This is a genomic window from Nitratireductor alexandrii, from assembly GCF_004000215.1.
In the GTDB taxonomy this organism is placed as follows: Bacteria; Pseudomonadota; Alphaproteobacteria; order Rhizobiales; family Rhizobiaceae; genus Mangrovimarina; species Mangrovimarina alexandrii.
On the sequence record NZ_RBVY01000011.1, the window covers coordinates 94,333 to 117,253 of the forward strand.

Below are 22,921 nucleotides of genomic sequence, written 5' to 3' on the forward strand. Positions count from 1 at the left end.
ATGAAACTGTCCCGACGCGATCTGATGCTTTTTGCAGGCGGTGCGGTGCTGGCCGGGGCCCTGCCGGCCGAGGCGGCGGAGGCCGGGCAGCGTGTCCTGCGTGGCCCGGCTTTCGGCGCGTCCTGGACCCTCGTGGCGGCGGTGCCCTTGGACGCGGGGGCGATCCGAAGCGCTTTCGCGGCGGTCATCGCCTCGGTGGACGGCGCCATGTCGCCGTTTCGCGCCGACAGCGAGCTGTCGCGTTTCAACCGCGCGGCCACGACCGGCTGGCAGGCGCTGTCGGCGGCGAGCTGCGCGGTGGCGGCGGAGGGGCTGCGCGTAGCGGCCCTGACGGACGGCGCCTTCAACCCGACGCTCGGCCCGCTGGTCGGCCGCTACGGCTTCGGCCCGATCCGTCAGGGCCGGGCCGGCCGGCCCAGCGAGATCGAGGTGGCCGACGGCGCGGCGCGCAAGGCGCGGCCGGACCTGTCGCTCGATCTGTGCGGCATCGCCAAGGGCCATGCGCTCGACCGCATGGTCGCCGTGTGCCGCGCGCGCGGCATGACCGATTTCGTGCTGGAACTCGGCGGCGAGGTTTTCGCCATCGGCCGCCACCCGTCGGGCCGGCGCTGGCGGATCGGCATCGAACGGCCGCTGCCGCAAGGCGGCCTTCAGCGCGCGGTCGCGCTCGACGGCATGTCTTTGGCCACGTCCGGCGATGCGGTCAATGGCTATGCCTATGGCGGACGGCGCTACGGCCACATCATCGATCCGGCGACGGGCGCGCCGGCGCGTTCCGCTCTCGCCTCGGTCACGGTGGCGGCGGAAACGGCGATGACGGCGGATGCGTTGGCCACGGCGCTTTACGGGATGGGCGCGCGGCGGGGCCCCGAATTCGCCCGGCGCGCGGCGATCGAGGCGCTGTTCGTCATGGACGATGCGCGCGAGGTCGCCACCGCCGGCTTCCAGGCGCGGCTGCTTTGAGCGGAGGCGGGCATGCAGACATTTCTTCTCACGCTTTTCCTGATCCTGCTGTCCATCGGCGGGTTGGCGCTCGGGCTGCTGTTCGGGCGCGCTCCGATCCGCGGTTCGTGCGGCGGGCTTTCGGGCGGCGACGGCGCGGATTGTGCGGCCTGCGGCTGCAAGACGAGGCGCACGCCATGAAAGCCAGGCCGAAGATCGCCGACTATATGGCCACGCAACTGGTGACGCTGACCCCGGGGATGGAAATCAACAAGGCGATGAAAATCCTGCTCGACGCGCGGCTTTCCGGCGCGCCCGTGGTCGACGACAAGGGCCAACTGATCGGCATGCTGTCCAAGAAGGACTGTCTCAAGGCCGCGCTCAGCTCGCATTATTATCGGGAGTGGGGCGGCGTGGTTGGAGACTATATGGCCACCCAGGTCGAGACCCTCGAGGCCGAGATGGAACTTGTACAGGCGGCCGAACGCTTCCTTGCGAGCCATTTCCGCCGCTTTCCCGTGCTGCGCGACGGTCGTCTCGCCGGTCAGATCAGCCGCAGCGACGTGCTGCGGGGATTGATCGAGACCTGGTGAGGAGCGGCGTGCGGAGGTCGATCGCGCCACCGCAGCGGCGCGACCGGCAGAGGCCGGAGGCTCATTGCGCGACGTAGCCGCCGTCCACCGGGACGTTTGCCCCGGTCATGAAGGAGGCGCGTGGAGAGCAGAGCCACACGATCAGTTCCGCCACCTCTTCGGGCCGGCCGATCCGCCCGATCGGATGCATGGGGTCCATCATTTCCGCCGATGTCTGCGCGCCGTCGGTCGACTGCTCGGCGAGCGAGTCCAGCATGCGGGTGTCGATGCCTCCCGGGCAGATCGAATTGACGCGTATTCCGTGCTTGCCGTATTCCAACGCCGCGTTCTTCGTCAGGCCGTTGACGGCGTGCTTGGAGGCGACGTAGGGCGCGAGGCCGGGAAAGCCGACCAGGCCGGCGACGGAGGCCAGATTGACGATGGCGCCGCCGCCATTCGACGCCATCTGCGCCAGTTCGGCCTTCAGGCACAAGAAGACGCCCTTGGCGTTGATCGTCAGAACGCGGTCGAAATCCGCCTCATCCTGTTCGGCCAGCGGCGCGATCTTGCCCTCGATACCCGCATTGTTGCAGGCGCAGTCCAGACGGCCATAGGTCTCCACCGTTTTGGCGATCAGCGCGGAGACGTCGGCGGCGGACGAGATATCGGCTTTGACGAAAATCGCCTCGCCGCCGTCCTTGCGGATCAGTTCGACGGTTTCCGCGCCGCCCGTTTCGTTTACGTCCGACACCACCACCTTGGCGCCTTCCGCCGCAAACCTGACCGCGGTCGCCTGGCCGATGCCGGCGCCCGAACCCGTAACCAGCGCAATCTTTCCTGAAACAAGTCCCATCTCGTGCTACTCCGGATCTCTTCCTTGACGGTTTTCCAGAAGAACGGATTTGGCGCGGGCGCGCCTTGACGGGGATCAAGCCGAGGCTTGTTTCGTCGGCAAAACGGCGCTGGGGCCGCAGGCGGCGACTATGCCCGACCACCCCTGGCGGGTAGCGCGAACGCCTGCCTGCCGAGCCGGCGGCGCGAACCGCGCGATCGGGTTTTGCGCCTCCAGGCGTGGTCATGGCGCCGATGGGCTGGCATAGGGCGGTGGCGGATGATCGCCGGCCCGGTCCGGCGGTCTCGATCCGGAGGTTCCCAAACAAGGGCCTGGCGCGGCCGATCCATCCTTTGCGCCAGGTCAATGCGGTGTCAGCCTCGCGCGGGCACAAACCCGAAACTGCAGGAGACAGGAAAAGATGATCAGAGTTCTCGCCGCCCTCGGCGTCGTGCTGGCGGCCATGTCGCAGGCCCGGGCTGACGAGCGGCCGGTCGCGGACGGTCGCGCGCTGATCGAGGCCAATTGCGCGCAGTGCCATGCGACTGGGTCGACCGACGCCAGCCCTCATCCGGACGCGCCGCCATTGCGCACGCTTTCCCAGCGCTATCCGATCGAATCGCTCGAGGAAGCGCTGGCCGAGGGCCTGTCGACCGGTCATCCCGATATGCCGGAATTCGTCGCCGCTCCCGAACAGATCGGCGCCATCATCGCCTATATCAAAAGCCTCAATCCTTAGGCTCCCGGCCGCGCGTCGTCAGACGCCGCGAGCCAGGCGGCCGCCGTTTGAGACAGATCAAGGCGATGGCCCTGCGCGGGCGCGATAGTGCGCGGGCTGGAAAGGACGCTCATGAGACTCGAAGCCTTCGTTCCCCTCGTTACCTATCCGGAAGCCAACGCGGATGCGTTTGCCGAGCATGCGGTGCGTGTGGGCGCCGCGATCGATGCGGGTCTGCACGCACTGGCCATCGAGGCCGATATTCCCGACACGGCCAACGTGCTTTCGAAATGGCTGCTCGACACGCCCGCCCTGATCCGGCAGGCGGAGGCGGCAAGCCGACAGCGCGGCGCGCACCTGCTGGGATTGCTGCGCGACGAGGCCGCGCGGATCGGCGTTGAGGTCGCCACCGAGACCGTTGCGGCACCGCTGGCGATGCTGGCCGACACCGCCGCCAGGAAAGCGCGGTATTTCAACATGAGCCTGATCGGCTGGGAGGCGGGCAACGCGACCTCGCGCGCGACCGCCGAGGCCGTCGTGTTCGGCTCGGGCCGGCCGACCATCCTGTTGCCGGAACTCTCCGACATTTCTCATTTCGACCACGTCGCCATCGCCTGGGACGGCGGTCGCGTGGCCGCGCGCGCGGTGGCGGACGCAAGCGTGTTCCTGAAACGGGCGTCGCGGATTTCGGTCGTCACCGTTCTGGACGAAAAGCCGCTGGAGGAAAAGGATGCCGGCGAGCGGCTGGCGGGCGTGTTTCGCGCACGAGGCCTGAATGCCGAGGCGGTGCCCGTCCATGCCGAGGATTGCCCGATCGCCGAGACGCTTCAGCAGACGGCGATCGAGGCGCGGGCCAAGCTCCTGGTGATGGGCGGCTACGGCCATTCGCGCATTCGCGATTTCGTGCTCGGCGGGGCGACGCAAGGGGTGTTGAGCGATCTGTTGATGCCCGTCCTGCTTTCCCACTGAACCTGCCCGCAGATAAAGGTCGGGCCGGCTAGGCAGTTTCGAGCGCGGCCGGGGACGGGCGCGCGGGTGATCGGCCGGCGTTCAAAGGCCCAGTTCGTAATTGCCCGTCTTGTCGTGCAGGAGTTGCGCGATCTTTCGCAGGCCCTTTTGGAGTCGCGCTTCGTCGATTTCGTGGCTCAGGCAGATCCGCACGGCGTCGGGCGCGCCGGCGGCTTCGGCGGCGAAGCTGCGGGCCTCACTCACCAGGACGCCGTGTTGCGCGCAGCGCGCGCGAAACGCATCGGCGCGCCACCCCTCGGGCAACGGCATCCAGACATGAAGGCCGTGCGGGTCGGAAACCAGGCCGCTGTCGCCCAGCAGGGCGCGCGCCAGCGCCTGCCGCTGCTCGGCGACCTGTCTCTGGCGGGCGGCAAGTTCGGCCGCAGTGCCATCGACGATCAGGCGTGCGGCTATTTCCAGCGTCAGGGGCGGCGTCATCCAGACGCTCACATTGACCGCGTGGCGCAGGCCGGGCAGCAGATGTTCGGCTGCGCGCGCGAAGCCGACCCGCAGACCGGGCGCAACCGTTTTCGAGAGACTGGTGACGTAGACCGTGTGGTCGGGTGCGTGTGTCGCGAGCGGCGCCGGGCGGTCGGCCTTGAGCGGTCCGAACACGTCGTCTTCGATGAGGATCACGCCGTGGCGGCCGGCAATATCGGCGATCGCCCGGCGCCGCTCGTGCGAAAGCGTGACGGTCGTTGGGGCCTGCAAGGTGGGGGTCAGGTAGAAGGCCTTGGGATGCGCATGGCGGCAGAGGTCTTCAAACGCCTCGGGGATCGCACCTTCCCGGTCCATCGCGACACTGGCGGCATGCAGGCCCAGACGCGCTGCCATGGCGCGCACCGGCATGTAGGTGAGGGCTTCGGTCAGCAGCAGATCGCCCGGCTGCAGGACGGCCATCAATGTGCACAAAACGGCATGCTGTCCGCCTGCGGTCGCGACGATTTCGTCCGGTCCGGCGCTCACGCCGCAATGATCCAGCCACGCCTGTCCGGCCCGGATATGGAACGCGAGGTCGTCGTCGGCCTGGTAGTCCAGCAGCGCCGGCAGTCGCGAACCGTGCGCTATCTCCTCAACAACACGCCGGACATGCGGTTCGGCAAACCCCTGTAGCGGCAGGTTGCGGGACAGGTCGATCGGTCCGCTTCGCGTCCGGTGCAGGCTATTTGCCGTCTCGCCGTCCTTCCGGCCGTCGGGCGACCTGACAAACGTGCCGCGCCCGACCTCGCCGCGAAGCAGCGCCCTGCGCACGGCTTCCGCATAGGCGCGGGCGGTCGTGTTGGCCGAGACGGCGAGCCTGTAGGCGAGCTCGCGATGCGGTGGAAGGCGGGCGCCGGCCGCCAGCTTGCCGGAGGCGATGTCCTCGGCCATGGCGGCCACGATTTGAAGATATTTGGGTCCGGTGCGGCCGTCGAGATCTGGAATCCAAATTGCCATCAGCGCAATGTTTCGATTGAATCAATGCAATATTGAGTTCAATTTTTGGCATCGTCAATGCAATTTGCATGGATAGGTCGATGGGAATTTCTACGCCGTCCGCCGGCAAGGGCATCGCGCTCTCGCTGGTCAGCCTGGGCCTTCTCGGCGTGATGCCGATCATTTCCAATCTCGGCTCGGCCGCGACCGGTGCTCTTGCCTTCGCCTTCGCCCTTTCGGTGTGGCAGGTGGTGTTTGCCCTGCCGGTATTCGGGATCGAGCTCAAGCGGGGCACACGCGGCATTTTCGCGGCCGGGCTGTCGCGGCGCGAACGCAGGCGCATGGGGGCGGTGGCGGTGTTCACAGGCTCTTTGTTCGGCCTGTCGACCTATCTCTACGTTCTTGGCGTCGACAGAGCCGGCGCCGCCAACGCGGCCATCGCCATCCAGGCCTATCCGCTGTTTTCCATCGCGTGGGAAAGCCTGTTTTTGGGGCGACGCAAGACGGCCGCCGAGCTCGCGCTGACGGCTGTGTTGATCGGATCGCTTTATTTTCTCGGCACGGGCGGCACGTTCACGATAGCGGGCATGTCGCCCTGGTTCCTGGTTTGCCTGGGTGTGCCGCTGTTGTGGAGCATCGCGCACGTCATCATCAAGGAGGAGCTCAACACGACGCCGATCACGCCGGCCCAGGTGACCTTTTTCCGGGTCGCGATCTCCACCGTGTTCCTGGCGGTCGTGCTGACGGTGGCGCTGCCGTTTGGACTGCTCAGGGGAATCGAGGCGGTGATGCGCCCGATCTCGGCGGTGATGGGGCTGGTCTATTTCCTGGAACTGATCGTCTGGTTCTATGCCGTGCGCCATATTGCCGTGTCGCTGGCCAGCTCGATCACCGCACCATGGCCGGCCTTGACCATGGTGCTGGCGGTGCCTTTTTTGGGAGATACGATCGCGGCGTACCAGATCGTCGCGTTGGCGGTCGTCGTCGCCTGTATCTACGGGCTGACGCTGGCCGGTCTTCGACAGGACAAGGTCCGCAGGATTACGGCCGCGACGGATGCCTAGCCATAGACGGCGACCGGTTCGCCGAGGCTGTCGAAATCCGGTTCCACGCCCAGGCCCGGCGCGTCGGGCGCGTATAGCCTGCCGTTCCGCGTGGGCGGCAGCGGCGTTCCGGTGCGCTCGTTGTTGTAATTGTGCAGGTCGGTGGTGTTGATCAGGAATTCCTGCGGCGTCGAGGCGGCGAAGTGAGCGAGCGCGGCGGTGGTGATCTCGCCGCCCCAGCTGTCCTCGGCGACGACGGGGATACGGTTGTCGATCAGCAGGTCGCGCATGCGCCGCGCCTTCGACAGGCCGCCCTGTTTGGAGATCTTCAGGCACACCACCTCGGCTGCGCGGTCGCGAATGACCCGCTGGACCATGTCGATCGTGGTGACGCACTCGTCGAGCTTCATCGGCAGGTCGATGCGGCGGCGCACCTGCAGACACTCCTCGTAGGTCTGGCAGGGCTGCTCCATCGTGTAGTCGAGATCGCGCGTGGCGCGCGCCACGCGGATCGCCTCGTCGACGCGCCAGCCCTGGTTGGCGTCGGCGAAGGCCTTTTCGCCCGGCAGCAGGTTCGGCACCGTGGCGCGGATGCGCTCGATATCCTCGACCCAGTCGGCGCCGACCTTGACCTGGAACTGGCGGTAGCCGGTTTCGCGCAGCGCATTCATCTCGGCCACCATCTGATCGGGCGCGTTCTGGGGAGCGACCTTGTAGAGCGGCGCGCCGTCGGTATGCCGGCCGCCGAGCAGCATCCACACCGGCTGGCCGGTCGCCTTGCCGAGAATGTCCCAGCACGCCGCGTCGAACGGCGCCTTGGCGTAGCCGTGGCCGCGAATGGTGTTGTCCATGAGGCGCTCGATCACGGATAGTTGGCGCGGATCCTGACCGAGCAGCGCCGGCGCGAGCAGCCGCGCGGCGGCTTCCGTGCCGTGGCCGAAGGCTTCCATATAATTGTCGCCGCAGGGGCAGAACTCGCCGGCGCCCGACAGGCCGGCATCGGTGTCGACGACGACGACGGTCGACGCGGCGACGGTGATCGCGTTGCCGCGTCCCCAGCGGTAGATACCGCCGACATAGGTGAGGTCCTTGCGATAGACGCGGATGCGCGTGATCTTCATGGTGTTGTGCCTTTTCCAAAAAGACAGGGGGACTATCCGAGGGCGCGGGTTTGGGCGGTCGCCGTTGCCGCGCCGTCCGTGGCCGGCGCTATGCCTTCAAACGCAGATTGCCGGGATCGTAGGCGGGCTGCGCAAGCACGGTGGCGGCGCGCCGTTCGCCGAGCAGCGAGACGGTCAAAGCCGTGCCCGGCGTCGCCATGTCGGCCGCGACGAAGGCAAGCGCCAGGCTGCGGCCGACGCTTGGTCCGTAGCCGCCCGAGCTCACCGCGCCGACCCGCGCCGCGCCGCAGAACACCGCCTCGCCGCCGAGGACGTCGGCGTCGCCGGTGTCGATCTCGAGATAGGCGATGCGCGCGCCGTCCGTCCGCTCCATGCGCTCCATCAGCGCCTCGCGGCCGACGAACGGCTTGTCGAGCTTCACCAGCCGCATCATGTCGACCTCCACCGGCGAGACGTCATTGGCGAGTTCGTGGCCGCCGCGATAGGCCTTTTCGAGACGCAGCAGATCCAGGGCCTTGGCCCCGAAGGGGGCGATGGCGAAGGTCTCGCCCGCCGCCCACAGGGTGCTCCACAACCGGCCGAGCGCGTCGTTCGGCGCGTGTAGCTCCCAGGCCAGTTCGCCGGCGAAGGACAGCCGAAGCGCGATGACGGGAATCCCAGCGACGTCGATCTCTCGCGCGCGCAGCCAGGGGAAGGCGGCGTTGGACAGGTCGGCGCCGCTCACGCGGGCCAGAACGTCGCGTGCCCGCGGGCCGGCGAGCGTGAGGATGCCGATCTCGTCGGACCGGTTGACGATGGTCACCGCCTCGTTGCCGCGCTGGTGGACGGTCAGCCAGTCCCAGACCCGCCGTTCGGAGGGGGCGCCGGTCACGAACCAGAAGCGCTCCGGTCCGAGCCGGGCGACTGTCGCCTCGCCCTCGAAAGTGCCGCGCCGGTTAAGGATCGCCGTCAGGCAGGTGCCGCCGACGGCCTTCGGCATCCGGTTGGCGCAGATCCGGTTCAGGAACGCTTCGGCCTCGGTGCCGGTCAGCTCGAACTTGGCGAAGGCCGAAAAATCGCCGAGCGCGACGCCCTCGCGCACCGCCAGCGCTTCCTTGTTGACCGTGTCGAAGGCGGCGGTGCGGCGCCAGCCGGCCGGTTCCCGGGGCGCGTAGAGGCGCGGCCGCTCCCAGCCGCCGGCCTCCTCGTAGACGGCGCCCAGTGCGTTCGTATGTGCGTGGGCGCCCGACAGGCGGATGTCGCGCCCCTCCCGGCGCTGGATCTGCGGGAACGGCATGGCCTGGCGCAGCGTGTAGTCCTCGGTTGCGCGCCGGCGGGCATAGCCGGCGTCGCTCCAGGCGCCGAAGCGGCGCGGATCGAAGGCGCGGGTGGAAATCTCGGCGCTGCCGTGCACGATCCATTGCGCCAGGGCGCGGCCGGCGCCCGGCCCCCAGGCGATGCCGACGGTCGCGCCGCAGGCGAGCCAGTAATTGGCGAGGCCGGGGGCGGGGCCGAGCAGCATGGCGCCGTCGGGCGTGTAGGTGATGCCGCCGTTGACGATGCGCTTGATGCCGATATCGGACAGGGACGGACAGCGCTCGAAACAGCGCTCGAGCCAGGGCAGGATGCCGTCGAGATTGGGCTCGAAGAGCTCGTTTTCGGAATCCCAGGGACAGCCGTCCAGCCAGGCGGTCTGCGGCGCCTGCTTGTCGTAGAGGCCGATCAGCGCCGATTTCTGCTCGCGCCGGATATAGCCGCAGAAATAGTCGTCGCGGGTGACCGGAATCTCGTGGCCCATGGCGGCGAACGCGGGCACGTCGTCGGTCATCGCGTAATGATGCTGCATGGTGGTGATCGGCAGGTCGAGGCCCGAGAAGGCGCCGATCTGCCTGGCGTGGTAGCCGCCGGCGTTGACCACATGCTCGCACACGATGCGATGGCCCTGGTCGGTCAGAACCTCCCATTCGCCCGAGGCCAGGCGGGTGACGCCGGTGACGCGGCAGCGGCGCACGATCTCGGCGCCCATCATGCGGGCGCCCTTGGCCATCGCGAAGCAGGTGCCGGCGGGGTCGACATGGCCGTCGTCGGGCGTGTAGAGCCCGGCCAACACGCCCGCCGCCTTGGTGTCGTACAGGGGATTGAGGCGCGCGACCTCGTCCGGCGAGACGATCTCGGCCACCTGGCCGCGCGCCACGACCGTGTCGCGTATGTGCCGGATCCAGTCGAGATGGTCCGGCGAGGTCGCCACGCGCAGCGAGCCGCATCCGTGCCAGCTCACCGACTGCTCGGTCTCGGCCTCGATCGACTTGTAGAAATCGACCGCGTAATCGTGGATGGAGCCGAGCGCGTGGCCGGCGACCATGCGGCTCACCAGCCCGGCCGCGTGCCAGGTCGCGCCCGAGGTCAGTTCCGCCTTTTCCAGCAGCAGGCAGTCCGTCCAGCCTTCGCGGGCCAGATGATAGAGCACACCCGTGCCCATGTTTCCGCCGCCGATAACCACAACGCGGGCATGTTTGCGCATTCGTCCTGTTCCATCTTTTGCGAGGGGAGCTCCGGGCGGCGGGGACTTGGACCGTTCTTGGGAGCGGCGATCCTAGCGCCTGAGCGAGATCGGCGTGTTGGCCCACACCACGACCGCGGTCACCTGGCCGGGATTTCGATAGCGGTGCGGAATCTTCGAGGGGAAGGAAAAACTGTCGCCGGGGCGCAGCACAAAAACTTCGTCGCCGAGGGTGAGTTCGATCTCGCCCTCCAGCACCAGGCCCGCCTCTTCGCCCTGATGGGCGTAAAGATCGTCGCCGGTCGAGCCGCCGGGTTCGTAGCGCGAGATGCCCATCGCCAGCTCGCCGTCGAGATTGGCCGACAAAAGGTGATCCTGAAAGCCCATATAGTCCGTCGACGCGACGCCCGAATAGGTCAGGCGCCGGCGGCGGCCGGCGCGCACGACATAGGGGCGCTCATTTGCCGCCACCGGTCCCTCGGTTTCGAAGAACCAGCCGATAGGCACGCCCAAAACCTCGGCGATGTCCTGCAGCGCGGTGATCGACGGCCGCGCCAGACCGCGCTCGATCTTGCTGAGAAAGCTCAGCGACTTGCCGCTTTTCTCCGCGAGCTGCTTCAGGCTGAGCCCGTGCGCCTTGCGCAGGCTCCTAAGCTCGCCGCCGAGGTGTTCGGCAGGCGTTTTTTGCCTTTTTGATGTCTGTTTTTTGCTTATCATGAAAACATTGACATCATAATTTTCATATGGTGTCAATATGGCTGTTATTTTTGAAACGAGGCGAATGTCATGCAGCATTCCGAAGTGACGGCCAGGGTCAGAACCCTGTTGGGAGAGGAGGGGCTTGCGCAGGCCTTCGCGCCGATCGAGGAGGCGTCGGGCCTGCCGAACGCGGCCTACTGGTCGGAGGAATGGCTCGCCCTGGAACAGGAGCGTGTGTTTCGCCGCTCCTGGGTGTTTGCCGGCGCGGAGGCCGAACTCGCCGAACCCGGCGCGATGAAACCGATCGAGATCGGCGGCGCGCCGCTGGTGGTGGTGCGCGGCCGGGACGGTATCGTGCGCGCCTTCCACAATGTTTGCCGGCACCGTGGCGCCCGGCTGGTCACCGAGCCGTGTCGCAAGTCCACCCTGACCTGTCCCTACCATGCGTGGAATTACGGGCTCGACGGCAAGCTGCGCGCCCGGCCGCATTTTCTCGGACCCGACCAGGTCGATCGGTTCGACAATGGCGGCGGCGACAAGCTCGATCTGGTGGCGGTGCGTACCGAGGTCTGGAACGGCTGCATCTTCGTCAACGTGTCGGGCGACGCGCAGCCGCTCGCCGACTGGCTGGCGCCGCTGCTGCGGCGCACCGGCTCCTACGATTTCTCGGCGATCCGCTGGGCCGGGAAGCTGGAATTCGAGGTGCGGGCCAACTGGAAGCTGGTCTACGAGAACTACATGGAGGGGTATCACGTCTTTGCCGTGCATCCGCGCCTGATCAAGTTCGCGCCGATGAACATCCGCTGGTCGGGCGAGTGGCAGGACCATGTCTTCTACAACGACTACGTCTTTCCGCAGGTTGAGGAAGGGCGCGGGGACGGGCTGCCGCATTATCCCGGCCTGCCGCCGGCGGACGCGCAGCGGGGCCTGTGGTTCCTGTGTTTTCCCCACTTCGCCGCCGAGGTCTATCCCGACCAATTCACCCTGCTGGTCTCCTATCCGGTCGCGCCCGACCTGACGCGCGAGGAGCTGCATGTGTTTCTCGTCGGGGAGGCGGCGACGGCGGAAACCTTCCGAGAACCGCGCACGGCGCTGATGAAGATGTGGGACGATCTCAACCGCGAGGATATCGGCGTGCTCGAGCTGCTGCAGCAGGGACGGCGGTCGCCCGCTTATGACGGCGGTCGGCTTTCGCCGCACTGGGAAGGGCCGACCCATCAGTTCGGCCGCCGCATCGTCGAGAAAGTCATGGCGCCATAACAACCTGGAAAGGGCTCGGCGGCAGCCCGTCGCGGCCGCCGGGCCGCGCCTGGGTCAGTCCAAAAGACAGTCTTCGAGAGGGTAGGTCGACAACAGCTCGTAGCCGTCTTCGACCAGCAGCACCTGCTGTTCCAGCTTGACGCCGTCGCGCTCGCCGAGCGCGCCGACATAACTTTCCACGCACACCACCATGCCGACCTCCAGCGTGCCGTCATAATGCGACGGCGTGCCGAACACCGGATTGACGCGCGGATACTCGTCCGCCATGCCGACGCCGTGGATCAGGCAGGTATAGGCGTTGGCGTGATATTCCTCCGGCAGCACCAGCGCCTGCTGTTGAAACTCAAAGAGCGTGAGGCCCGGGCGCAGCAGGGCGAGATTGTGGTCGATCTCGTCGACGGCGAGGCGGTAGAGCTGCTTCTGCCTCCTGGTCGGTTTGGCCGGCCCGCAATGAAAGGTGCGCGAGATGTCGGCGAAATAGCCGAACGGGCCGATCATGTCGGTGTCGAAGCCGACAAGGTCGCCGGACTCCACCTGCCGCTGGGTCGCCTCCTGCAGCCAGGGATTGATCCGCGGTCCGGACGCCAGCATGCGACCGTCGTGCCAGTCGCCGTTATTGGCGAGATTGGTGTAGTTGAGCAGGCCCCAGAGCTGCAGTTCGGTGACGCCGGGACGAAGCGCCTGCTTCATCTTGGCGATGCCTAGTTCGGCCACCCCGATCGCCCAGCGCATGCAGGCGATCTCGTCAGCCGACTTGATGACCCGTGCCGCCTCCGAGACGGTGACGCCGTCGATCACCTCGAGCCCGCGCTGCAGCAGGGCCTGGGTGATGCTCGGGTTGACATATTCCACCGCCACGCGCCGGTTGTCGGTGCCGATCTCGGCCAGATAACGCACCACGTCGTCGGCGAACAGCCGCGCCGCCTCGCTCAGCTCGTGGCCGCCGTCGAAGAAGTTGAGCGGGCGTGCCGGGCGCGTTTCGTCGACTATCGGCGGCGTGCCGTAGACGCCGTGGATCACCAACGGTCCCTCGACCGGCACGAACAGATAGGTGGTCGGCACATGCGACTGGAACAGCCCGTAGGTGCGATAGTCGACCGCGTAACGCAGGCTGATTGGGCTCACCAGCACGCAAAGTGCCGCGCCGGTCTCGCGCAGGGCGCCGCGCAGGCGCCCGAGGCGATAGGCATAGAGCCGTTCCATGTCGATGTCGGGCATGTCGCGATAGGTCCTGAGATCGCTCCACAGGTCGGCCGCGACGAGTTCGTCAGGGGAAGCCATGACACGCTATCCACTTCGTTGGATGATGAAAAAACGCGGCCGGCGTCCAAAACTGCTTTCAGACGCCGGCCGCCGAAGCGGGCCGGAAAAACCTGTCCACGACCGCTATGGCGCTCGGTCGAAACGCCCTCGCGGTCCAGCGCTCGGCATGGCGCGTGCCGACCCGAAAACCGGCACCCGGTTTTCGGGATCGAGCGCTAGTCGGCGAACCAGGCGCGCTCGGCCAGGCGCGAGCCGAACATGGTGCGGACCAAGTCGGGTTCGACGCCGGCCACCCGGTCGCTGTAGCCGTCCAGCGCGGCCGGGAAGGCAAAGATGCAGTTGCCGCCTTCGTCGTGGCTCAGCGCCTGCATTTCCTGGTACATCCCGCGCCGCTTTTCGGCGTCGAGTTCGGTCTGCGCCGCCTTCAGGAGCTGGTTGAAGCGCTCGCCGCACCAGCGCGATTCGTTCCAAGGCGCGTCGCATTGGAAGGCGAGCGAGAACATCATGCCCGGAGTCGGGCGTACCCCCCAATAGGTCATGAAATAGGGGCGCTTCATCCACACATTCGACCAGTAGCCGTCGTCGGGTTCGCGCTTTACGTTGAGGTTGATGCCGGCCGCGCGGGCCTGCTCGCGCATCAGCACGGCCGAATCGACCGCGCCCGCAAAGGCGGAATTGGCGGCGCTCAGTTCCAGGTCGAGCGAGCTCAGCCCGGCTTGCTTGAGATGCCATTTGGCCTTTTCGGGGTCGTACTGGCGCTGGGCCAGGTCTTTGTTGAAGAACGGATCGTTGCTGGCGATCGGATGGTCGTTGCCGACTTCGCCGAAGCCGGAGAAGGCGCTGGCGACCAGCGCCTCGCGGTCGATGGCGTATTTGACCGCCTGACGCACGTCGTTGTCGTCGAACGGACCTTCGCGCACGTCCATGCAGCTTGCCACGTAGGTGCTGCCGATCGTCTCGACGAGCTTGAGATTGGGCTGGCGCTGGATCAGGTTGACGATCTTCGGCTCGATCCGGTCTGCCGCGTCGACGGCGCCGGTGGTCAGCGCGTTGGCGCGCGCGGTGGCGTCGTTGATGAAGGTGAACTCGATGCCGTCGAACCAGGCGCGGTCGGGCTTCCAGTAGTTCGGGTTGCGGCGCGCCGACAAGGTCACGCCGGGCTGGAAGCGTTCCAGGATATAGGGCCCGGAGCCGATGAAGGTCGTCCAGTCGTTGAAGCCCTCGGGAATGATCTGCAAATGGAAATCGGCGAGGATGACCGGAACGTCGGCATCGCCGGTCGCGTGCTCGACCACCACCACGTGGTCGCCGTCGGCGCGCACGTCGGAAATCCCCTCCAGCAGCCCCTTGGCGGCGGACTTCGAATCGTCCGTCATGTGCCTCTTGAGCGAATAGACCACGTCGGCTGCGGTGAGCTTCTTGCCGTTGGTGAACTCCACGTCCTTGCGCAGCACGAAGGTCCAGGTCTTGGCGCCGTTGCTGCCCTCCCAGCTTTCGGCCAGTTCGGGCATCGGGCTCTTGTCCGGCGCGAGCTCGACCAGATTGTTGCCGAACATCCAGCCATAGGCGTATTGCGGATCGGAGAAATAGGTCATCGGATCGAGACTGTCGCTCGTGCCGCCCTGCGAATAGCCCACGCGCAGGATTCCGCCTCGCTTTGGCGTCGCGGCCGCGGCGCGACCGGCAAGGCCCGGAAGGCCAATCGACGCAATGGCCGCCGCGCCGCCGCCCAGAAGGGCGCGCCGCGACAGGTTCCACGATTTCGACGGATCACGATTCATTCGAACTCTCCCTTTCGCCCCTCGTGCGGGCCGTCGCCGCCAGGGGCGGTCGGCAGCGACGCGTTCTCCCGGCACCGCGCGCCCGGCCCCGACCGCTCCTCGTTCGCGGCCTTTTTCGGGGACTGGCGCTGGTGTGCGTTTTGTTCATTGACGAGCGTACGATTGTTTTATTAACCTGTCTATAGAAAAACGATTGTATCATTCGGACAACCGGAAGCTCGATGGGGAACATACTGACGCTGGTCTTGAAGCGCCTGGCTTTGGGTGTGTTCGTGCTGTGGATCGTCTCGCTGATCATTTTTCTCGGCGTGTCGATGCTGCCGGGCGACGTGGCCACCGAAATCCTCGGCCGCTCGGCCCTGCCGGAGACGGTGGCGGCGTTCCGGCGCGAGCTTGGGCTCGATCTGCCTTTGCACGTGCGCTATCTCGACTGGCTCTCGGGGCTTTTGAGCGGCGATCTCGGCAATTCGCTCGCCAACGGGCGCGCCATATCCGAACTGATGGGCGAGCGGCTGGGCAACACCGTCTTTCTGGCCGCGGTCGCGGCCTGCGTCGCGGTGCCGGTCTCGCTGATGCTCGGCCTGTTGACGGCGCTCTATCGCGGCAGCCTGTTCGACCGTCTCACCAATCTGGTGACGCTGACCTGGATGTCGTTCCCCGAGTTCTTCGTCGCCTATATCCTGATCATGTTTCTGTCGGTGCAGCTCGGCTGGTTCCCGAGCCTGTCGACGATGCGGCCGGGCAACGGTTTCGGCGAGGCGCTGCACCTGGCCGCGCTGCCGGCGCTGACGCTGACGCTGGTGGTCGCCGCACACATGATGCGCATGACCCGGGCCGCGATCATCAGCGTTCTGGCGAGCCCCTATATCGAGATGGCGCGGCTGAAGGGGGCGACGCGCTACAGCCTGATCGTCCGCCACGCCCTGCCCAACGCGCTGGCGCCGATCATCAACGTCGTGGCCGTCGACCTTGCCTATCTGATCGTCGGCGTCGTCGTCGTGGAGGTGGTGTTCGTCTATCCCGGCCTCGGGCAGCTGATGGTGGATTCGGTCCAGCGCCGCGACGTGCCGGTGGTGCAGGCATGCAGCCTGATCTTCGCGGCCACCTATGTGATGCTCAACCTGATCGCCGACATTCTGTCGATCCTGACCAATCCGAGGCTTTTGTATCCGCGATGAGCGATCCTTCCAGACCCTACGAGGCCGCGTCGCCGCCGGACAGCGGCAATGCCGGTCAACCGGCCGCCGGCGGCCTGCGCGCCGCAGCCGGCGCGTTCGCCAAGAGCCTCGGCGCGGCGCCGTGGAGCGCCTGGTTCGGTTTGGCCGTGATCGCGGTCTACGTGATCGTGGCCGTGTTCGCGCCGTTGATCGCGCCCTATGGCGAAAGCGAGGTCGTCGGCGCGCAGTTCAGCCCGTGGTCGAACGCGTTCCCGCTCGGGACCGACAATCTCGGACGCGACACCTTCACGCGGCTGATCTACGGCGCACGCAACACGGTCGGCATCGCGTTTGTGACCACCTGTTTGGCCTTCATCATCGGCGGCGGGGCCGGGCTGCTGGCGGCCACCGTCGGACGCTGGCTCGATCAGTTTCTCGCCCGCGCCGTCGACGTGCTGATGGCGATCCCGCAATTGATTTTCGCGATGCTGCTTCTGACCATCTTCGGCACCTCGGTGCCGACCCTGATCGTCATCATCGCCGTGCTCGATTCCACGCGCGTGTTCCGGCTGGCGCGGGCGGCGGGCATGAACGTCGTGGTGATGGATTTCGTCGAAGTTGCGCGGCTGCGCGGCGAGGGGCTGGGCTGGGTCGTGCGCCGGGAGATCCTGCCCAACATCCTGCCGCCGCTGATCGCCGAGTTCGGCATGCGGTTCTGCTTCGTGTTCCTCTTGATCAGCTCGCTGTCCTTCCTGGGGATCGGCATCCAGCCGCCGACGGCCGACTGGGGCTCGATGGTGCGCGACAACGCCATCCTGATCACCTATGGCGACATCACGCCGCTTCTGCCGGCCGCGGCGATCGCGCTTCTGACCGTCGGCGTCAACTTCGTCGTCGACTGGTTCCTGCATGAAACGAGCGGGCTGCATGATGAATCGTGAAAACATGTCCGACCCGCGGGACGACGTGGTGCTGGAAATGCGCGGGCTGCGCATCGAGGGCCAGAACGACGCCGGCTGGGTGGAGATCGTCAAGGGGATCGACCTCACGCTGAAGCGCGGCGAGGTGCTCGGCCTGATCGGGGAATCGGGCGCCGGCAAGTCCACGATCGGCCTGGCAGCGCTCGGCTACGCGCGGCCGGGTTGTCGCATCAGCGGCGGCGTCAGCCTGTTCGACGGCGCAGATCTCAACGTGCTGAGCGAAGACGAGCTGCGCCGGTTGCGCGGCGTGCGCATCGCCTATGTGGCGCAGTCGGCGGCCGCGTCGTTCAACCCGGCCCATCGCATCATCGACCAGTTCGTCGAGGTGGCGACCCTGCACGGCGCCTGCGATGCCGCGACGGCGCGCCAGGAAGCTGTCGCGCTCTACCGCAAGCTGCGCCTGCCGGATCCCGAGACGATCGGCGACCGTTTCCCGCACCAGGTTTCGGGCGGCCAGCTCCAGCGCGCCATGGTGGCGATGGCGATGGCCTGCCGGCCCGACCTGATCGTCTTCGACGAACCGACGACGGCGCTCGACGTCACCACCCAGATCGAGGTGCTCGCCGCCATCAAGGACGTCGTGCGGGACTTTAATACCGCCGCGATCTACATCACCCACGATCTCGCGGTGGTGGCGCAGCTCGCCGACCGCATCATGGTGTTGCGCTATGGCGAGCTGGTCGAGGAGGGCGAGACGCGGCGCGTGCTCGAACGCCCGAACGCCGCCTATACGCGCGAGCTGTTGGCATCGGGCGCGGCGCGCCGGGTCGGCTCGCATGTCGGCCGGGCGATCCTCGAGATCGGCGACGTCAGCGCCGCCTATGGCGCGAGCAAGGTGCTGCACGATGTCAGCCTGTCGGTGGCCGAAGGCACCACGGTGGCGATCGTCGGCGAATCGGGATCGGGCAAGTCGACGCTGGCGCGCGTGGTGACGGGCCTGTTGCCCTGCACCGGGGGAACGGTCCGCTTCGACGGCGAAGAGTTGAAGCCGACGCTGCGCGAGCGCAGCAGCGTGCTGCGCCGGCGCATACAGCTCGTCCACCAGACCCCCGACACCTCGCTGAACCCGCGCCAGCGGGTGGACGAGATTCTGGGGCGGCCGCTTACCTTCTTCCACGGCATGACCGGCGCCGCGCGCAAGGAGCGGATGGTCGAACTGCTCGACCAGATCGAGCTCGGCGAGGCCTTTCTGCAGCGCTATCCGGGCGAGTTGTCGGGCGGGCAGAAACAGCGCCTGTGCATCGCCCGCGCCCTCGCCGCCGAGCCGGACCTGATCATCTGCGACGAGGTGACCTCGGCCCTCGACCAGCTCGTCGCACGCGGCATCCTCAAGCTGTTGATGCGGCTGCAGGAGGAGTTGCGGGTCTCCTATCTGTTCATCACCCACGACATCGCCACCGTCAGGGCGATCGCAGACGAGGTCGTCGTCATGCATCAGGGGCGAGTGGTGGAGCAGGGACCGAAGGAGGAAATCTTCGTGCCGCCCCATCACGCCTATACCGAATTGCTGCTGGCCTCGGTCCCGCAAATGGACCCGGACTGGCTCGACACAATCCGCCAGACGCGCATGGCGCCGGCACAGTCATAAGCCGCGGCACCTCCCCCGGTTGACAGGCAGCCCGCTCATGCGCCACGTCGGTGGGTGAGACCGTTCGGGGGCGCGGCGTTTCGACGGCGCGACCCTGAGGGCCCACACGGGCACTGCCCTGAGCCGCGAAGTGGAGGACATGGATGCTTCTCGTGTTGGGCCGCGTGTGGGCATTGCTGTTCGGCATGACCCTGATCATGACAGGCAACGGCCTGCATGCGACCCTGCTGGCGGTGCGCGGCGGAATCGAGGGGTTCTCCTCGGCCGAATTGTCGGTGGTCATGTCGGCCTATTTCGTCGGCTTCCTGTCGGGTGCGCGCATGGCGCCGCGGCTAATCCGCCGTGTCGGGCATGTGCGCGTCTTCGCCGCCTTCGCCTCGTTCATGTCGGCCACGCTGATCGCCTTCCCGCTGGTCGCGGAACCGTGGGCGTGGGTTCTGCTGCGGGTATTGTTCGGCTTCTTCATGTCGGGGGTCTACGTGACCGCCGAGAGCTGGCTCAACAACGATTCGCCGAACGACCTGCGCGGCAAGATCCTTTCCGCCTACATGCTGGCGCAGATGGCGGGCATGGTCGCGGCGCAATGGCTGCTCACAACGGCCGATACCGCCGGTGCGACGCTGTTCATCCTCGCCTCGATCCTGGTGTCGCTGTCGTTCGGGCCGATCCTTCTGGCGGCGACGGCAACGCCGGCCGCCGAAACCAGCAAGCCGATGAGCCTGCGCCAGCTCTACGAGAATTCACCGCTGGGCACGATCGGACTTTTCCTGCTTGGCGGCGTCTTTGCCGCCCAGGCCGGCATGGGCGCTGTCTACGGCACCCAGGCGGGTCTGTCGGAAACCGGTATCGCGCTGTTCGTAGCGGCGATGTTTCTGGGCGGTCTGGTGCTGCAATTCCCAGTCGGATGGGCGTCGGACCGCATGGATCGGCGCCTGCTGATCCTGCTTCTGGCGGCGCTCGGCGTGGCGGCCTGCGGGCTCGGCTTTTTCGCCGGCGCGACATTGGTACCGCTGCTGGTGGCCGCCTTTGCCATGGGCGGGGTGGCGAGCCCGCTCTATTCGCTGCTGATCGCCTACACCAACGACTATCTGGATGCCGACGACATGCCGGCCGCTTCCGGGGGGCTTGTCTTCATCTATGGGCTCGGCGCGATCTTCGGTCCCCTGGTCATCGGCGGCGCGATGGACAGGGCCGGCGCGCAGTCCTTCTGGCTCGTGCTGGCGTTGCTGTTTGCCATGGTGGCGTCCTACGCTTTGTGGCGGATGGCGCAGCGGCCGACGCCGCCGGTCGAGGAAATGGCGCCCTATGTGGGCGTGATGCCGGCCTCCACGCCGCTCGCCGTGGAGACGGCGCAGGCCTGGTCGAACGAATTGCAGGAGCGCGACGAGGCGGACGGAGCCGACGGGACGGACGCGCGGGATTGAGGCCCGCACGCGCCCGGTCGCCGTCCGTCACGCCATGGTGACGACGATGTTGCCGACATGCCGCTTTTGCATGAACGCTTCCTGGGCGGCGCCAAGCTCGCGCAGCGGATAGCGTTCGGCCAGCAGCGGCCGCAGCAGGCCCTGCTCGATCAGGCTGACCAGGCGCGTGGCGGTGCCCGGGGGCACGATGGTCGCGCCGGTGAGTTGCAGGTCCTTGTAGATCAGCTGGCGCAGGTCGAACTCGACCACCGGACCGGCGATCGCGCCGGAACTGGAATAGCGTCCGCCATGGCGCAGGGCCTCGAGCAGGGGCGCGAAAAGACCGCCGCCGACCACGTCGAGGGCGACCTCGACGCCGCCGCCGGCCGCGGCGCGGATCGCCTCGGCCATATCGGGCGTCGCGCGGTCGATCACCGTATCGGCGCCCAGCTCTTCCAAGAGGCCGGCCTTGGCGCGCGAGGCGATCGCGATCACGCGGGCGCCGCGCAGCCGGCAAAGCTGGATCGCGGCCGAGCCCACCCCGCCCGAGGCGCCGGCGATCACCACGGTCTCGCCGGGTTTCAGCCCGGTCCGCGCGACCAGGTTTTCAGCCGTCGTGTAGGCGCAGGGAAAGGTCGCCAGTTCGGCATCCGACAGCGGACTGTCGATGCGCAGCGCATTGCGGGCCGGCACGGTCGTGTAGTCGGCGAAGCCGCCGTCGCATTCGGAGCCGAAATAGGCCGCGTTTGCGGTGTCGAGCCAGTCGCCCGGGCCGAGAAGCCAGGGGTCGACGATCACTCTTTCGCCGATCCGCGCGGGATCGACCCCGTCGCCGACCGCCGCGATCCGGCCGGCCACGTCGGCGCCCTGGATGCGCGGAAAGCGCAGCGCCGCGCTGCCCCAGCTGCCGGCCTCGGCCTCGGCTTCCTCGAAGCCGGCGCTGCCGCTCGTCGGCGTGATGCCGCCGCCGACGGCGCGGGAATACCAGGCTGTGCGGGTATTGATGTCGGTGTTGTTGAGCCCGCACGCCCCGACCCGGATCAGCACCTCGCCGGGCGCAGGATCCGGTACCGGCCAGTCCTCGCGATAGGCGAGCTTGTCGAGGCCGCCATGGCCGGTCAGGACGACCGCGCGCATTGAATCCGGCTGCTTCACGTCGTTCTCCTCGTCATCAGGAATAGATGGCGACCGGGTCGCCCAGTCTCTCGACATCCGCAGCGACGCCGAGGCCTGGAGTGCTCGGCGGGACGGCAAATCCATCGCTGTTGCGGGCGCCTTGTCCGGCCACCGGGTCGATGGCGAGATGATGGTGGCACAGCCAGCTCGCCAGCCGGTTCTCGGCCGGTGTCGACGAGGCCAGATGGATGGCGGCGGTGTCGGCGAGCGCCGAGCCGCCCAGGTCCTCGATATGCATCTGCCAGCCCACCGACACGCCGAAATCGCGGATCTGGCGGGCCTTGGTAAGACCGCCCACCCGGTTCGGCTTCACCTTGACGCCCTCGCAGGCGCCGAGCTTCCAGGCCTCCAGATGGTCCTCGAAGCTGTGCAGGCATTCGTCGAGCATGATCGGCTGGCGCACGCGGCGGGCGACATGGGCGCATTGCGCCAGCGTCTGGCACGGCTGCTCGACCCAGCCGCGCAGGCCCACATTGTTGAGCACCTGGATCGCGACCGCCGGGGTCCAGGCGCGGTTGACGTCATAGGTGACCGTTTCGTCATGCTCGAGCGCCGCCTCGATCGCTTCGATCCGGGCAATGTCGCGCGCGGGATCGCTGCCGCCGACCTTGGCCGAATGGGTGCGGTAACCTTCGGCATAGGCGTCGCGGATCAACGCGATCATTTCCTCGTTGGAACCGGTCGAGATCGAGGAGTTGACGGCGACGGGATCGGCGGTCTCGCCGCCGAACAGACGCCATAACGGCATGTTGCTCGCCTTGCCGAAAATGTCCCAGCAGGCCATGTCGATCGCCGATTTGACGTAGGGATGGCCGGGCAGCGCGGTATCCATCGCCCGGTTGACGGCCTCCAGCGCGCACGGGTCGCGACCCAGCAGAGCCGGGGCCAGTGTCGCGATACCGGCGCGGATGCCCGGTCCGTGCGCCGGCAGATAGGTGTTGCCCCAGGGGCAGCCTTCGCCCCAGCCGGACAGGCCGGCATCGGTGTCGATGCGCACGAACGTGCTGTCGAGCGCCTCGAATTTCAGCCGGCCACCGGACAGCCAATAGGGTTTCGTCAGCGGAAGGTCGAACCGCCAGACGCAGATCCGGATGATTTTCACAGCAGGTCGCGCTCCTCGAGCACCTTTCTGGCGACGCGGAAACATTCGAGCGCCTGCGGCACGCCGCAATAGATCCCGACCACATGGATCGCGGCGCGGATCTCGTCGGTGGACACGCCGTTGTTGAGCGCGCCGCGACAATGCGTCTCCCATTCGTGCATCTTGCCGAGCGCGCCGATCATGGCGAGGTTCATCAGCGAACGCGTCTTGGCGTCGAGCGTCTCGTCGCCCCAGCCGAAACCCCAGCACCAGGCGGTCATCGCCTCCTGAAAGGGGCGGGTGAAGGCGTCGGCCGCGGCGAGGTTCTTCTCCACATAGTCGGCCCCGAGCGTCGCCTTGCGCTTGGCGAGGCCCTTGTCGAACAGATCTTGCTTCACACGA

21 protein-coding genes are annotated in these 22,921 nt (G+C 67.2%); 11 read left to right on the top strand and 10 right to left on the bottom strand.

What is annotated here, in order from left to right; genetic code table 11:
- The 3 genes from EP380_RS20960 to EP380_RS20965 are packed head-to-tail and all read left to right on the top strand — an operon-like array spanning position 1 to position 1,535.
- On the top strand, positions 1–963 hold the full coding sequence (locus EP380_RS20960; RefSeq protein WP_127600527.1) for an FAD:protein FMN transferase: 963 nt from the start codon (positions 1–3) through the stop codon (positions 961–963).
- A 12-nt stretch (positions 964–975) separates the two neighbouring features.
- Positions 976–1,143, top strand: coding sequence for a hypothetical protein (locus EP380_RS23645; RefSeq protein WP_164749937.1), 168 nt, complete (start codon positions 976–978; stop codon positions 1,141–1,143).
- On the top strand, positions 1,140–1,535 hold the full coding sequence (locus EP380_RS20965) for a CBS domain-containing protein (protein ID WP_106573072.1): 396 nt from the start codon (positions 1,140–1,142) through the stop codon (positions 1,533–1,535). Before EP380_RS23645 ends, EP380_RS20965 begins: the two co-directional genes overlap by 4 nt.
- A 61-nt stretch (positions 1,536–1,596) precedes the next feature.
- Here EP380_RS20965 and EP380_RS20970 read toward each other — a convergent pair whose 3' ends face one another.
- On the bottom strand, positions 1,597–2,367 hold the full coding sequence (locus tag EP380_RS20970) for an SDR family oxidoreductase (RefSeq protein WP_106573071.1): 771 nt from the start codon (positions 2,365–2,367) through the stop codon (positions 1,597–1,599).
- 442 nt (positions 2,368–2,809) lie between these two features.
- Here EP380_RS20970 and EP380_RS20975 point away from each other — a divergent pair, with 442 nt between their 5' ends.
- Entirely contained in the window at positions 2,810–3,085 is a 276-nt protein-coding gene (locus EP380_RS20975) for a c-type cytochrome (protein ID WP_238719969.1), read from the top strand.
- Between the two features lie 111 nt (positions 3,086–3,196).
- Positions 3,197–4,033: a universal stress protein gene (locus EP380_RS20980; RefSeq protein WP_127600530.1), complete on the top strand. Its 837-nt coding sequence runs from the start codon at positions 3,197–3,199 to the stop codon at positions 4,031–4,033.
- 81 nt (positions 4,034–4,114) lie between these two features.
- Here the strand turns inward: EP380_RS20980 and EP380_RS20985 are convergent, their stop codons facing one another.
- The gene (locus EP380_RS20985; protein ID WP_127600532.1) at positions 4,115–5,509 is read right to left on the bottom strand and encodes an aminotransferase-like domain-containing protein; all 1,395 of its coding nucleotides are present in this window, start codon (positions 5,507–5,509) and stop codon (positions 4,115–4,117) included.
- Positions 5,510–5,589: 80 nt separating this feature from the next.
- Here EP380_RS20985 and EP380_RS20990 point away from each other — a divergent pair, with 80 nt between their 5' ends.
- Positions 5,590–6,552 carry a DMT family transporter gene (locus EP380_RS20990; protein ID WP_127600534.1) on the top strand — a complete coding sequence of 321 codons (963 nt, stop codon included), beginning with the start codon at positions 5,590–5,592 and terminating at the stop codon, positions 6,550–6,552.
- Here the strand turns inward: EP380_RS20990 and EP380_RS20995 are convergent.
- The 3 genes from EP380_RS20995 to EP380_RS21005 form a co-directional block, all read right to left on the bottom strand.
- The gene (locus EP380_RS20995; RefSeq protein ID WP_127600536.1) at positions 6,549–7,652 is read right to left on the bottom strand and encodes a mandelate racemase/muconate lactonizing enzyme family protein; all 1,104 of its coding nucleotides are present in this window, start codon (positions 7,650–7,652) and stop codon (positions 6,549–6,551) included. The genes EP380_RS20990 and EP380_RS20995 overlap by 4 nt on opposite strands.
- Positions 7,653–7,740: 88 nt before the next feature.
- Complete coding sequence (locus EP380_RS21000) at positions 7,741–10,152, bottom strand: FAD-dependent oxidoreductase (protein ID WP_127600538.1); 2,412 nt, start codon at positions 10,150–10,152, stop codon at positions 7,741–7,743.
- 72 nt (positions 10,153–10,224) lie between these two features.
- Positions 10,225–10,848, bottom strand: coding sequence for a cupin domain-containing protein (locus EP380_RS21005; RefSeq protein WP_106573064.1), 624 nt, complete (start codon positions 10,846–10,848; stop codon positions 10,225–10,227).
- A 69-nt stretch (positions 10,849–10,917) separates the two neighbouring features.
- On the opposite strand from EP380_RS21005, the gene EP380_RS21010 reads away from it, so the two are divergent.
- Positions 10,918–12,090, top strand: a complete 1,173-nt coding sequence (locus EP380_RS21010) for an aromatic ring-hydroxylating oxygenase subunit alpha (protein WP_127600540.1) — start codon at positions 10,918–10,920, stop codon at positions 12,088–12,090.
- A gap of 54 nt (positions 12,091–12,144) precedes the next feature.
- Here the strand turns inward: EP380_RS21010 and EP380_RS21015 are convergent, their stop codons facing one another.
- Both EP380_RS21015 and EP380_RS21020 read right to left on the bottom strand, forming a co-directional pair.
- Entirely contained in the window at positions 12,145–13,371 is a 1,227-nt protein-coding gene (locus tag EP380_RS21015) for a M24 family metallopeptidase (RefSeq protein WP_127600542.1), read from the bottom strand.
- 197 nt (positions 13,372–13,568) lie between these two features.
- On the bottom strand, positions 13,569–15,134 hold the full coding sequence (locus EP380_RS21020) for an ABC transporter substrate-binding protein (RefSeq protein WP_127600544.1): 1,566 nt from the start codon (positions 15,132–15,134) through the stop codon (positions 13,569–13,571).
- 221 nt (positions 15,135–15,355) lie between these two features.
- On the opposite strand from EP380_RS21020, the gene EP380_RS21025 reads away from it, so the two are divergent.
- The 4 genes from EP380_RS21025 to EP380_RS21040 all read left to right on the top strand — a co-directional run bounded on the left by EP380_RS21025 (position 15,356) and on the right by EP380_RS21040 (position 20,283).
- Entirely contained in the window at positions 15,356–16,312 is a 957-nt protein-coding gene (locus EP380_RS21025) for an ABC transporter permease (protein WP_106573060.1), read from the top strand.
- The gene (locus tag EP380_RS21030) at positions 16,309–17,232 is read left to right on the top strand and encodes an ABC transporter permease (protein WP_127600545.1); all 924 of its coding nucleotides are present in this window, start codon (positions 16,309–16,311) and stop codon (positions 17,230–17,232) included. The genes EP380_RS21025 and EP380_RS21030 overlap by 4 nt, the downstream gene beginning before the upstream one ends.
- Positions 17,222–18,859, top strand: coding sequence for an ABC transporter ATP-binding protein (locus EP380_RS21035; RefSeq protein ID WP_420845891.1), 1,638 nt, complete (start codon positions 17,222–17,224; stop codon positions 18,857–18,859). Before EP380_RS21030 ends, EP380_RS21035 begins: the two co-directional genes overlap by 11 nt.
- 143 nt (positions 18,860–19,002) lie before the next feature.
- Entirely contained in the window at positions 19,003–20,283 is a 1,281-nt protein-coding gene (locus EP380_RS21040) for an MFS transporter (protein WP_127600547.1), read from the top strand.
- A 27-nt stretch (positions 20,284–20,310) separates the two neighbouring features.
- On the opposite strand, the gene EP380_RS21045 is transcribed toward EP380_RS21040, so the two are convergent.
- The 3 genes from EP380_RS21045 to EP380_RS21055 are packed head-to-tail and all read right to left on the bottom strand — an operon-like array spanning position 20,311 to position 22,917.
- On the bottom strand, positions 20,311–21,417 hold the full coding sequence (locus EP380_RS21045; RefSeq protein ID WP_127600549.1) for an alcohol dehydrogenase family protein: 1,107 nt from the start codon (positions 21,415–21,417) through the stop codon (positions 20,311–20,313).
- 16 nt (positions 21,418–21,433) lie between these two features.
- Positions 21,434–22,540 carry a mandelate racemase/muconate lactonizing enzyme family protein gene (locus tag EP380_RS21050; RefSeq protein ID WP_127600551.1) on the bottom strand — a complete coding sequence of 369 codons (1,107 nt, stop codon included), beginning with the start codon at positions 22,538–22,540 and terminating at the stop codon, positions 21,434–21,436.
- Positions 22,537–22,917, bottom strand: a complete 381-nt coding sequence (locus EP380_RS21055) for a carboxymuconolactone decarboxylase family protein (RefSeq protein WP_106573055.1) — start codon at positions 22,915–22,917, stop codon at positions 22,537–22,539. Before EP380_RS21055 ends, EP380_RS21050 begins: the two co-directional genes overlap by 4 nt.
- Between the last annotated feature and the right edge of the window lie 4 nt (positions 22,918–22,921).